Source organism: Beutenbergia cavernae DSM 12333 (assembly GCF_000023105.1).
GTDB classification, from domain to species: Bacteria; Actinomycetota; Actinomycetes; order Actinomycetales; family Beutenbergiaceae; genus Beutenbergia; species Beutenbergia cavernae.
The window spans coordinates 900134-911916 of the sequence record NC_012669.1 but is presented as its reverse complement, the minus strand read 5'-3'; the positions used below and the strand labels follow the sequence as shown (position 1 = coordinate 911916).

General features: G+C 74.2%; 10 protein-coding genes. 2 read left to right on the top strand and 8 right to left on the bottom strand.

From position 1 onward, the window contains the following. Positions 1-2 precede the first annotated feature (2 nt). The 3 genes from mqo to BCAV_RS04085 form a co-directional block, all read right to left on the bottom strand. Positions 3-1493, bottom strand: a complete 1491-nt coding sequence (mqo, locus tag BCAV_RS04095; RefSeq protein WP_012725857.1) for a malate dehydrogenase (quinone) — start codon at positions 1491-1493, stop codon at positions 3-5. A gap of 98 nt (positions 1494-1591) precedes the next feature. Next, a complete protein-coding gene (locus tag BCAV_RS04090) occupies positions 1592-2161 on the bottom strand; it encodes a LytR C-terminal domain-containing protein (protein ID WP_012725856.1) in 570 nt (189 codons plus the stop codon). Positions 2162-2186: 25 nt separating this feature from the next. After that, positions 2187-2480 (bottom strand): DUF3263 domain-containing protein, encoded by a 294-nt coding sequence (locus tag BCAV_RS04085; RefSeq protein ID WP_012725855.1) that lies wholly within the window; start codon positions 2478-2480, stop codon positions 2187-2189. A gap of 149 nt (positions 2481-2629) precedes the next feature. Between BCAV_RS04085 and BCAV_RS04080 the strand changes: the two genes are divergently transcribed. Continuing rightward, positions 2630-3313 (top strand): uracil-DNA glycosylase, encoded by a 684-nt coding sequence (locus BCAV_RS04080; RefSeq protein WP_012725854.1) that lies wholly within the window; start codon positions 2630-2632, stop codon positions 3311-3313. Positions 3314-3325: 12 nt separating this feature from the next. On the opposite strand, the gene BCAV_RS21390 is transcribed toward BCAV_RS04080, so the two are convergent. Beyond that, positions 3326-4348 (bottom strand): hypothetical protein, encoded by a 1023-nt coding sequence (locus BCAV_RS21390; RefSeq protein ID WP_012725853.1) that lies wholly within the window; start codon positions 4346-4348, stop codon positions 3326-3328. A 354-nt stretch (positions 4349-4702) separates the two neighbouring features. Here BCAV_RS21390 and BCAV_RS04070 point away from each other — a divergent pair, with 354 nt between their 5' ends. Next, positions 4703-5704 (top strand): SGNH/GDSL hydrolase family protein, encoded by a 1002-nt coding sequence (locus BCAV_RS04070; protein WP_012725852.1) that lies wholly within the window; start codon positions 4703-4705, stop codon positions 5702-5704. Positions 5705-5818: 114 nt separating this feature from the next. Here the strand turns inward: BCAV_RS04070 and BCAV_RS04065 are convergent, their stop codons facing one another. The 4 genes from BCAV_RS04065 to BCAV_RS04050 all read right to left on the bottom strand — a co-directional run bounded on the left by BCAV_RS04065 (position 5819) and on the right by BCAV_RS04050 (position 11771). After that, positions 5819-7978: a S9 family peptidase gene (locus tag BCAV_RS04065; RefSeq protein ID WP_012725851.1), complete on the bottom strand. Its 2160-nt coding sequence runs from the start codon at positions 7976-7978 to the stop codon at positions 5819-5821. A 61-nt stretch (positions 7979-8039) separates the two neighbouring features. After that, positions 8040-9713 carry a PQQ-binding-like beta-propeller repeat protein gene (locus BCAV_RS04060; protein WP_012725850.1) on the bottom strand — a complete coding sequence of 558 codons (1674 nt, stop codon included), beginning with the start codon at positions 9711-9713 and terminating at the stop codon, positions 8040-8042. Positions 9714-9820: 107 nt separating this feature from the next. Continuing rightward, entirely contained in the window at positions 9821-10924 is a 1104-nt protein-coding gene (locus BCAV_RS04055; RefSeq protein WP_012725849.1) for a Gfo/Idh/MocA family protein, read from the bottom strand. Positions 10925-10985: 61 nt separating this feature from the next. After that, positions 10986-11771 carry an SDR family NAD(P)-dependent oxidoreductase gene (locus BCAV_RS04050; protein WP_012725848.1) on the bottom strand — a complete coding sequence of 262 codons (786 nt, stop codon included), beginning with the start codon at positions 11769-11771 and terminating at the stop codon, positions 10986-10988. Between the last annotated feature and the right edge of the window lie 12 nt (positions 11772-11783).

Sequence of the window (11783 nt, the reverse complement as noted above, 5' to 3'; positions counted from 1 at the left end):
GGTCAGGCGCGGGCGCCCAGCGAGCCCGCCAGCGCCGCGACGTCGTCCTCGAGCGACCGGGAGTCGGCAGGAGCCAGGCTCGGCATCATCGCCTGCAGCTGCGGCACCCAGGCCTCGGCCCGCTCCGGGAAGCACCGCTGGAGCAGCGACGCCATGGCGTGCGCCGCCGTCGACGCGCCCGGGGAGGCCCCGAGCAACCCGGCGATCGACCCGTCCTCGGCGGCGACGACCTCGGTCCCGAACTCGAGCACGCCCCCGCGCTTCGGGTCGGACTTGATCACCTGGACCCGCTGGCCGGCGGTGATGGTCTCCCAGTGCGCCGGGTCGACGGTGGGCACGAACGCTCGGAGCGTCCGGGCCTTCGCCAGCGGCGACGCCGCCAGCTCGCCCACGAGGTACTTGACGAGGTCGAGGTTGTCGCGGGCGACGGCGAGCATCGCCACGAGGTTCGACGGCCGGATCGTCCGGACGGCGTCGAGCAGCGCGCCGTGCTTGAGGAACCGGATCGAGAACCCGGCGTACGGGCCGAACATGAGGGCCGGTTCGCCGTCGACGACGCGCGTGTCGAGGTGCGGCACGGACATCGGCGGCGCGCCGACGTCGGCCTTGCCGTAGACCTTCGCGTGGTGAGCGGCCACGATCTCCGGGCGGCGGGTCCGCATGAACTGGCCGCTGATCGGGAAGCCCGCGTACCCGCGGATCTCCGGGATGCGCGCGCTCTGCAGGAGCCGGAGCGCGCCACCTCCCGCTCCGACGAACACGAACCGTGCGTCCACGCTCGTCCGCCGCTGGCGCGGGTTCCACGAGAGGTCCTTCAGGCGCAGCCGCCAGCCGCCGCCCCGGCGACGGCGCACGGAGCGCACCTCACGGGAGGTGACGACCTCCACGCCGCGGGACCGGGCGACGTCGAGCAGCGACCGCGTCAGCGCGCCGAAGTCGACATCCGTTCCTTCGAGCGAGCGGGTCGCTGCCACCGACTCCTCCGGCGACCGGGAGTCGATGAGGAGCGGCGCCCACGAGGCGATGACGTGCGGGTCGTCGCTGAACTCCATGCCCGCGAAGTTCGGGTGGCTCGTCAGCGCCTCGAAGCGGCGGCGCAGGAAGGCGACGTTCTCCTCGCCGCGCACGAACGTCATGTGCGGGACCGACGTGAGGAACGTCGTCGTCGCGGGCAGCTCCCCCTGCGCGACGAGGTGGTTCCAGAACTCCCGCGACGCGCGGAACTGCTCGTTGACCGTGACGGCCTTGCTGATGTCGACGGAGCCGTCCGGCCGCTCGGGCGTGTAGTTGAGCTCGCACAGCGCGGCGTGACCGGTGCCCGCGTTGTTCCACGGGTTGGAGCTCTCCTGCGCGACGCCGTCGAGCCGCTCGTACACCCGCACGCGCCAGTCGGGCTCGAGCTCGGTGATCATCACCGCGAGCGTGGCGCTCATGATGCCGCCTCCGATGAGGACGACGTCGACGGGTCCGTCACCAGGGTTCGAGGCACTCACATCGTCCAACGGTAGGAGCCCGACGGCGCTGCATCTGCCGCGAGGCGCCCTTTCGTGAGCAACGTCACCGCTCCGGCGGGACGTTCGACCCGGGTGTCTCAGCCAGCGAAATCCGGGCGCAGGACGACGGTGATGGAGGGGACGCCGTCGTACTCCTCGACCGGCCCGATGCCGAGCGCCGTGGCGATCGCCTGGGCCTCGTCCGCGAGGTCGGCGTTCGCGTAGTAGATCGTGGAGACGTCCGGCTGCGCGGACTGGTAGTTCCCGGCCGTCACGGCCGTCCAGCCCGCGCCCTCGAGCTGTGCCTGGACCTCACCGGCGAGCCCGGAGATGCCCGCACCGTTGAGCACCGACACCTCGACGGACTGGTCGATCGCGGGAGCCGGCGTCGTGGGCTCCTCGGTGGGCTCGGACGTCGGCGAGGCGGTGCCCTCCCCCGTCGGCTGGGCCGAGGAGCTGGCGCTCGGCGTCTCCAGCGGCAGGGTGCCCTCGCGGTCGAGGATCCGCACGGCCACGATGGCCAGGACCGGCGCGAGGATGATGACGAGGAGGAACGGCCACCAGCTGTGCCACCGCGAGCGGTGGACCCGGTGCACGCCCTGCGGGGTTCGGTCGCGCCCGAGGACGTCGAACTCGTCCTCGGGATAGTCCCCTGGCGGCGTGCTCACGCGAGAAGGCTAACCCGCACGACTCTCAGGTGAGGTCGGGCGAGAGGCGGCGGGCCGAGCGAGCCTGCTGGCGCGCGGAACGCATCCGACGCAGACGCTTGACGAGCATCGGGTCGGCCGCGAGGGCGTCGGGCGTGTCGATGAGCGTGTTGAGCACCTGGTAGTACCGGGTGGCCGACATGTCGAACAGCTCTCGGATCGCCGACTCCTTGGCCCCTGCGTACCGCCACCACTGCCGCTCGAAGGCGAGGATCGCGGCGTCGCGCTCGCTCAGACCGCTCGGCTCGGCGTCCACCGTCAGCGTGCGCGCTGCTTCCACGTGTTCCTCCTCGCGTCGCGAACTGGGACGGCGTGGCTGCTGTGCGCCTCACGCGTTCCGGACCCGACCCATGCTAGGGGCGAACGACATCCGTGTCATTCCCCCTCGCGGCGTCGGGTCCGGGTTCCGGCTGCGGCAGGATGTGCGGGATGACGACGACGCCGACGCCGCTGGCCGAGCTCATCGACCCGGGGTGGGCGCGTGCCCTGGCGCCCGTCGAGCCGCAGGTGCACGCGCTCGGGGACTTCCTGCGCGCGGAGGTCGCGGCCGGGCGCGGCTACCTCCCGGCGGGCCGGCACGTGCTCCGCGCGTTCGCCCGGCCGCTGGAGGACGTGCGCGTGCTCGTCGTCGGGCAGGACCCGTACCCGACGCCCGGCCATGCGATGGGGCTGTCGTTCTCGGTGGAGCCGGACGTCCGGCCCGTGCCCCGCTCTCTCACGAACATCTTCACGGAGCTCGCCTCCGACGTCGGCGCGCCGCCGCCGTCGTCCGGCGACCTGACGCCCTGGGCGGACGCCGGCGTGCTGCTGCTCAACCGCGTGCTCACGGTGCGACCCGGTGCGCCGGGATCGCACCGCGGACGCGGCTGGGAGGAGGTGACGCAGACCGCGATCGAGGCGCTCGTCGCCCGCGACTCCCCGCTCGTCGCGATCCTCTGGGGACGGCAGGCGCAGAGCCTCCAGCCGATGCTCGGCTCGACGCCGGTGATCGCGTCGGTGCACCCGTCGCCGCTGTCGGCGTCCGGCGGGTTCTTCGGCTCGCGCCCGTTCAGCCGAGCGAACGACCTGCTCGCGGCCCAGGGGGCGCCGCCCGTGGACTGGACGCTCCCCTGAGCCGCTGCCCGCTCACGCGCGGCGGGCGAGGAAGTGCACGGAGTAGTCGCCGTAATCGGAGAAGCGCCTCACCTGCCGGGCGGTTCCGCCGTCCTGCGCCGACGCGATCTCCTCGGCGGAGAACGCGACCTCCTGCGGCGGGCCGACGAGCCGGTTGACGACGCCGGGCGCCTCCAGCGGCTCGGCCGCCGACCTGACGGCGCTGATCAGCTCCGCGACGACGCGCTCCCTCGGCTGGCCCGCCGTCGCGGCCGCCGAGGCCTGCGCGGCGGCGAGCACGGCGCTGCGGGTCGTGTGCGGGCTCACGTTGTCGTGCTCGAGGATCGCTGCCACGAAGATGGCCGAGCCGGGCGTGAGCGGCCCGTTCCAGAAGGGTCCGAACGGGAACGTGTGGTTCTCCTGGTCGTCCACGTCGCCGAGCGGCCCCGAGAGCACGACGTCGACGCGCGGCACGACGCCGCCCACGGCGCCGTCCAGGTTCGCGACCGTCACGAGCACGAACGGCTCGTCGCTCTCGCCGATCCCGAAGCCCGGTGTCTCGCTGTGGCAGCGCAGCGAGTCCGTCCAGAGCGCGACGGCGGGCGGAGGCGGCGGCGGCCCCTCGGGCTCGTGCGGCAGCACGAACGGGTAGCCCTGCGGGTTGTGGGCGCCACCGGCCGGGCAGACGCCGTTCGGGTCGTACCCGTCGTAGAACATGCCGTGGCAGCGGTCGCAGAACCGCCACTCGGTCTGCGCCGTCGGCGTCCCCGGGACGTCGTGCGGCAGGACGAACTCGAGGCCCTGGGCGTGGTGGCCGCCGCCCGCGGGGCATGCGCCCTTGTGCTCGTAGCCGTCCCAGAACATGCCGTGGCACCTGTCGCAGAACCGCCACGCCCGCTGCGCGGTCGGCGTCTCGGGTTCGTCGTGCGGCAGCGTGAACATGTAGCCCTGGGCGTGGTGCGTCCCGCCCGCGGGACAGACGCCGTTCGGGTCGTATCCGTCGAAGAACATGCCGTGGCAGCGGTCGCAGAACCGCCAGTCGCGTTGCGTGGGCATGGGTGGTCGCCTCCTGCTTGTCGGATCGGCGCCGGCCGGTAGGCCGACACGCGGTATCGGCGCCGGCCGGTAGGCCGACACGCGGACCCGACGACGATGCCCGCCGCGCCGTCGTCGGTCATCAGGGTTTTCCCTCGACTTCCGGACTCCGGGGGCCCGCGGCCGGGCGCCGCAACCCCGGGCGCCAGAACCCCGGGCGCGCGCTTCGGGTGAAACGTGCCAGGTGTCGCGAGTGGTCGCTCTGACCGCTTGGGAGCAACCGCTCGCGACACCTGGCACGTTTCACCGGAAGGTCGCGCGGGCTGGTCGACCTCGTCCGACGCGGCTGTCGGCCCCTCGCGTCAGAATGGCCCGGTGAGCAGGGCACAGCGGGAGACGGGCAGGAACGAGCCGACGCGGGACGACGGCGGGGCCACCCCGGCGGCAGGGGCGCCGCGCTGGCGGCGGTACGTCGCCGTCGGCGACTCCTTCACGGAGGGCCTGTGGGACGTCGCCGGCGGCGAGCCGGCAGGTCCCGCGGACGACGGCGCAGCGCCGCCCGCGGAGCGTCCCGTCCCGCCCCGAGCGGCGGACGGGCACGTCCCGCCCCGAGCGACGGACCGGCCCGCCACCGAGGGCCCGCCGGTGCGCGGGTGGGCCGACCAGCTCGCCTCGCACCTCTCCGCGCGCCGTCTGGCCGCCGGGGAGCCGGCGCTCGAGTACGCCAACCTCGCGATCCGCGGCCGACTGCTCCGCCCGATCGTCCACGAGCAGGTGCCGCACGCGCTGACGATGGCGCCGGACCTTGTGTCGGTCGTCGGCGGCGGCAACGACATCCTGCGGCCGGCTGTCGACGTCGACGAGCTTGCCGCCCGCATCGAGTCGGCCACCGTGCGCATCCGGCGCACCGGAGCCGACGTGCTCCTCGCCACGGGCATGGACGTGCGCGACTCGCCGCTGATCTCGGCCACGCGCGGCCGGGTCGGCGTCTACAACGCGCACCTGTGGTCGATCGCTCGCCGCCACGGCGCGCACGTCCTCGACCTGTGGGGCATGCGGTCCTTGCGCGACTGGCGGATGTGGGCCGACGACCGGATCCACCTGTCCACCGCCGGGCACACCCGCGTGGCGCAGGCGGCGCTCGTCGCGCTCGGGCTCACCCCCGACGACGACGCCTGGGACGATCCGCTCGTCCCCCTCCCCGCGCCGCCGCGACTGGCCCGCATCCGCGCCGACCTCGAGTGGGCGCGCATCCACGTCTACCCGTGGGCGACGCGCCGGCTGCGCCGACGCTCCTCCGGCGACACCCGCGTCCCCAAGCGTCCGATCCTCGGAGTCGTCGAGGAGGAGACGCCGTCCGCGCGGCCGAGGTCCTGATCACCGTGGGGCGAGGCGACGCCGCCCATGGTGGAGGCCGACCGCACGGTCGAGGCCGACCCGCGGAGGGTCGGCCTCGACCGGTGCGGCCGACGCCGTCGGCCTGTCAGCCCGTCAGCCGTCAGCACCCTCGGCGGCTGCGGGTGCGACCGGGAGGTGCCGCTGCCACCACGCGAGGATGTGCTCGAACCGCTCGCGGCGGTGCTTCGGCCGGCCGGAGCGCGAGAGCTCGTGCCCCTCGCCCGGGAAGAGCAGCAGCTCGGACGGGATGCCGCGGCGACGCAGACCCACGTACCACCGCTGGCCCTGCTCGACGGGGCAGCGCCAGTCGTTCTCCGAGTGGATGACGAGCGTCGGCGTCGTCACCCGGTCGAGGTGCGCCATCGGGCTCTGCGCGGCGACGGCGTCCGGGTCCTCCCCCAGGTACTGCCCCCCGAAGTTCCAGCCGATGTCGCTCGATCCGACGAAGCTCACCGGGTCCAGGAAGCCCCGCTCCACGATCGCCGCCGCGAACCGGTCGGTCCGCGTCGTCAGCCACGCCGTCATGTAGCCGCCGTACGAGCCGCCGAGCACGCCCACGCGCTCGCCGTCGAGCTCCGGGTGCGCCGCGAGCGCGGAGTCGAGGAGGGCGAGGACGTCGTCGGCGTCGACGGTGCCGAACCGGCCGCGGATGGCCTGACCGTGCGCCTCGCCGTACCCGGCGCTGCCGCGCGGGTTGCCGTACACGACGGCGTACCCCGCCGCTGCGTAGACCTGCGTCTCGTCGAAGAACGCCGGGCCGTACGCCGCGTACGGGCCGCCGTGGATGTTGAGCAGCACCGGGTGCGGACCCGCACCGTGCACGGCGGGGTCCGGGAGCGTGAGCCAGCCGTGCAGCGGGTACCCGTCCGGCGCCGTCCCGCCGAGCTCGATCGGCGGCCGCACGGCGGCCGCCTCGCGCAGCGGCGCGGCCAGGTCGGTGAGCGGGCGCACGTGGACGTCGGACGACGCCGCGCCCCCGTCCCCGGCCTCGCCGGAGTCGTCGGTGACGACGACCACGTCACCGGGCGAGTCCGCCGTCGCCGCGGAGACGACGACGCGGAGCGGCTCGCCCGGCGGGGAGTCGATCGCGTCGGCGCCGACCACGGCCGAGCCGCCGAGGAGCACCCGCACCCGCGCGTCGCCGGCGGCTGCGCCGTCACCCTCCACGAGCACGAGCTCGGTGTCACCGCGGTGGACCCGGGTGAGCAGCACGCGGTCGTCGACCACCTGGAAGGCACCCGGTCCGGTGCTGCCGTTGAGGTCGTGGACCGCGGGGTCGGTCACGCGCGCGGCGTCGACCAGCTCCGCGCCGACCAGGCGCCCGCGCCACAGCGCGGCGTTGCGGCCCACGAAGTCGAGGTCGTCCTCGCCGAGGTCGACGGCGAGGAGCCACACGACGTCGCGCTCGCCGAACGCGACGCCGGCCGGCGAGCCGGGCGTGGAGATCACCAGCGGTTCCGCGACGGCGACGAGTCCGTCGCGCACCGGGTCCTCGCCCACCTTCGGGGCCGGGGTCTCGTCGTCGTCGGCGGCGGGATCCTTCTCGTGCGCCGGCAGCTGCGCCGGCACGGCCACGCGGAGCAGGTCGCCGCGGAGCGCGTCGTCACGCGACCGGACCGTGAGCAGCGCGCCGCCGTCGGGCGCCCACACCGGCAGCCCGTGCGACAGGTCGCCCTCGGTGAGCCGGACGGGCACGACGTCGCGCGCGTCGGCGTCGGTCGGCGACGGTGCGTCCAACACCTCGAGCACGAACACGTGCGCCGGCCGGCCGGTGGTGAAGCCGACGTTGTCGATGCGGTAGGTGTAGGTCGTGATGTGCCGGGGCGACTCCGCACCCGCACCCACGCCGTCCTTGGTGCCGTACCGGCCGGGCTCCGGCACGCGCGCCGTGTAGGCGATGCGGCGCGAGTCCGGCGACCAGGCGGGCCGCGAGCCGACGCCGATGCGGTGGTCCGTGAGCACCCGCGCCTCGCCGCCCAGGAGGTCGAGGAGCGCGAGCTGCGCCGGGGCGTCCTTCCCGGCACGCAGGAACGCCAGCCATCGCCCGTCCGGGGAGATCACCGGCTCCGAGTCCGAGTCACCCCCGGTGAGGCGCACGGGAGCGCCGCCGTCCGTCGGGACGCGCCACACCTGGCTGCGGTAGGCGTCGTCGTCGAGATCCGGGCGTGAGATCGCGACGGCTGCCCAGCCGCCGTCGGGATGGACGCTCGGACGACCGGGGGCGCGCAGGTGCGCGAGGTTCTCGGGAGTCATGGCGTCACCCTACGACCGCCACGCGGACCGTCGGACGACTCCGGCGGAGACGTCTCAGCGCTCAGTCCGGGAGCACCTGCACGGCGATCGTGAACGTGCCGTACGCCACGAGCCGCCCGTCCACGACGCGCGCGTCGGTCGCCGCCGGAGCCTGCGCCCATAGCTGCTCCCCGGTCGCCAGGTCCACGCCGAGGAACGGGAAGCCGTCCAGCACGACGACGTCGCCGACCACGTGCGCCTGCCGGATGCCGTTCAGGTCGGCGACGTCGGCGCTCCACTCCACGCCCCGGCCGTCCGGCGTCAACCGCACCAGCGTCTGGTCGTCGTTGACGAACGTCGCCTCGGCCGTGCCCGAGACGTGCACACCCGCCGCGTCCGGCCCCAGGTCGGCGAGCTGGTCGATCGGCTCGCCGGTGGCCTCGTCGAGCGACCACACGAGGACGTCGTCGTCGAGCGCGAGCGGCCGGACCGCGGGGAGGTACGCGTTCGACAGGATCGGGCCGTCCGCGTGCCACGCGACCGACCCGTCGGGGTCGATCCGTTCCGTGCCCTCCGGCCCGTGACAGAACGCCGCCTCGGGCGTCACCGCCAGGTTCCAGCACGACCGCTCGAGGATGACGCCAGCGGCGAGGTCGACGACGATGAAACCCCGGGAGCCGGCGAGCACAACCGAGTCACCGACGTCGCGCCACACGGGTTCCATGACCTCGGTGACCTCCCGCCCGTCGTCGTCGTACGTCCAGAGGAAGCGGTCGGCGGTGCGGAGATCGGCGAGGTCCGTCGACCACAGCACGCCGCCGTCCGGTCCGACGAGCGAGAGCACCGTCGAGGCGCCCGGGGCCGCCTCGCCCACCACGAGCAGGCCGGCAGGTGTGGTGTGGACGAGGCTCGCGGACGTGATGTCGACCGGCCAGACCTCGCGGTCCTCGCCCGTGGCGGCATCCACAGTGCGACCCGACCACGCGCCGTCGCCCTCGTGCGAGAGGCACGTCAGGGCGCCGTCGACCACCTCGCCGGCGCACCGCACGCCCGGCATCTCCCGCAGCCACACCGTGGCCCCGGTCTCCGGGTCGACGCCGGCCAGCTGGTCGGTCCGGCCGGGTGCGTACTCGTCGTCGGCGTCGGTCGGCTCGAGGCGCAGCACCCAGGCGTCCGGGGCAGGGAGGAACGAGGTCTCCGCGGTCCCGTCCACGCCGTCGGCGAACTGGCCGGAGTAGCTGAGATCCGGGTCGACGTCGTCCGGCCGGATCTCCCACGCGACGTCCAGGTACTCGAGGTCGGGGTACGTCCCACCGTCGTCGTCACCACCTCCTCCGGAGCGCGCGAGGAGCCCGGCGCCCGCGCCGACCGCCACGACCAGTCCGGCCGTGACGAGCACCACCAGACCCGTGCGGCGGCGACGCCTCGCCGCGCCGGCGGGCGGTGGTGCGTGCCGGCCGGGTGGCGGCGTCCCCGGGCGGGTGGGCGTGGAGGGGACGACGGCGGACTCGGCCGGGTCCGTGGTCGCCCCGATCGGCGCTGGTGGGGCGGGTCCGACGGGCGCCGCGGGCGGCGGCTGCGCGTACGGCAGCCGTCCCCCGACGGAGTCGAGCGGGTCGAGGAACGGGTTGGCGTCGTCGTCGTAGGGCCGTGCGAGGCCGGACCGTCCGCCGCCCGGGTTCGGGGCGGCGGGGTAGTCCGTGCCGATGGGCTCGGGCTCCTGGCGCCCCCGCCGGCGTCCGCGCTGCCGAGCCATCGGCTACCTGACCACTGCTGGCGCGGCGACGTGCCCGGTCGATCCCATGGCACCGTCCCGCTCGCTCACGTCGGGGCGAGCCGACGACCTCCGCCTACGCGCCCAGCCTACGGCGCACCCGCGAAGTCGGGGATCGCCACCCTCGCCCCGCCCGCCATCGCCGAGTCGTGGGCGCAGATCCCCACGGCCGTCCAGTTCGCGGCGGTGACGGCGTCGATCGACGGCGGCCGGCCCTCGACGACGGCACGGACGAACTCGTGCGCGAGGTGCGGGTGCGAACCGCCGTGCCCGCTGCCCTGGACGAATGACAGGTGCTCGTTCTCGTCGTCGTAGACGCCGTCCGTCGTGAACCGCGCGATCTCGGCGGGCAGCAGGTGGGCGTAGTCCGGGACGTCGACGGGCTCCGGCTTCTCCCCGACGTGGAGCACGTGACCGGCACCTTCCGTCTGCTCCCACTCGAACGTGGCACGGCTGCCGAACACGGTGAAGCTCTCGACGTACTCGCGCGCCGTCTCGAACAGCGAGCGCGCCACCTCCGCCCCGACCGGCGAGTCCCGCAACGTCAGCAGCGCGCTCTCCACGGCGAACGGCGACCCGTAGTGCGCCGTGAGCTCCGGCGAGATCCGGCCCGACCCGAGGCACACGACGCTCTCGGCGAGCGCCCCCGCGAGCGTGAGCACCGGGCTCACCGCGTGCGTCGCGTAGTGCATCGGCGGCAGGCCCTCCCAGTACCCCGGCCACCCCGCCATCTCCTGGTGGTGCGACCCGCGCAGGAACTGGATGCGGCCGATCGTGCCGTCGTCGACGAGCTCGCGGACCCGGAGGAACTCCCGGGAGTACACGACCGTCTCCATCATCATGTACGTCCGCCCGGACTCGCGGGCGGCCTCGACGACCGCCCAGCACTCCTCCAGGGACGTCGCCATCGGGACCGTGCACGCCACGTGCTTGCCGGCGCGCAGAGCGGCGACGGACTGGGCGGCGTGGTTCGGGATCGGCGTGTTGATGTGGACCGCGTCGATGTCCGGGTCGGCGATCATCTCCTCGAAGCTCGTGTAGCGGCCAGGGACTCCGAAGTGGTCGGCGACCTCGCTGAGCGTGCTCTCCGTCCGCTGGCACACGGCGACGAGCTCGGCGTCGGGGTGCGCCTGGTAGATCGGGATGAACTCGGCACCGAACCCCAGTCCGGCGATCGCCACCCTCACCGCCATGCCCTGCCTCCGTCCTCGACGACCGCCGTGCGCGCCGTGCCGGCGCCTCGTGCAGCTGCGCTCATCCGAGCCGCCCCGACACGGCGGCGAGCCCGCCGTCGACCGAGAGGCACGCCCCCGTCACGTACGAGGCCTCGGAGCTGGCGAGGAAGACGATCGCCCGCGCGATCTCCTCGGGCCGGCCCTGACGCCGCAGGATCCCCGGACCGCCCTCGTGCGGCGTCGTGATCGCCGGGTCGATCTCCTCGCCGGCGGCCGCCGCGCGGTTCTTGTGGAAGTCCGTGAGCGTCGGCCCCGGGAGCACAGCGTTGACGCGGATGTCCGCGTGCGCGTGGTCGCACGCCATGGACCGGGTGAGCCCGAGGACACCGGCCTTCGTGGCGTCGTACTGCGCCATGTGCGGGCGGCCGACGATGCCGTTGGCCGACGAGACGTTGACGATCGACCCGCCGGCCGCGGACATCAGCGGGATGACGTGCTTGCACGTGAGTCCGAGCCCGATGAGGTTGACGTCGACGATGTGCCGCCACGACTCCAGGCTCGCCTCCGTGACCGGGCCCCACACCCGGGCCGCGGCGTTGTTGACCAGCACGTCGACCCGGCCGAAGGCCTCGGCACACGCCTCGGCGAGCCGGCGCGCGTCGTCCTCCGACGCGACGTCGAACCCGACGGCGAGCGCGTCGGGCGCACCGTTCTCCAGCGCGTGCGTCCGCGCCTTCTCGGCCAGCTCGAGGTCGCGGTCGGCGACGACGACCGTCGCTCCCTCCGCGGCGAGGATGTCGGTCGTCGCGCGGCCGATCCCGGCGGCTCCCCCGGTGACGATGGCGACCTTGTTCGTGAAACGCATGCTTCTCCTTAG

Coding starts and splice junctions, on each gene's coding strand:
- BCAV_RS04080 (WP_012725854.1), top strand. CDS start 2,630: ATGACGACGACGCCGACGCCGCTGGCCGAGCTCATCGACCCGGGGTGG.
- BCAV_RS21390 (WP_012725853.1), bottom strand. CDS start 4,348: ATGCCCACGCAACGCGACTGGCGGTTCTGCGACCGCTGCCACGGCATG.
- BCAV_RS04060 (WP_012725850.1), bottom strand. CDS start 9,713: ATGGCTCGGCAGCGCGGACGCCGGCGGGGGCGCCAGGAGCCCGAGCCC.
- BCAV_RS04055 (WP_012725849.1), bottom strand. CDS start 10,924: ATGGCGGTGAGGGTGGCGATCGCCGGACTGGGGTTCGGTGCCGAGTTC.
- BCAV_RS04065 (WP_012725851.1), bottom strand. CDS start 7,978: ATGACTCCCGAGAACCTCGCGCACCTGCGCGCCCCCGGTCGTCCGAGC.
- BCAV_RS04050 (WP_012725848.1), bottom strand. CDS start 11,771: ATGCGTTTCACGAACAAGGTCGCCATCGTCACCGGGGGAGCCGCCGGG.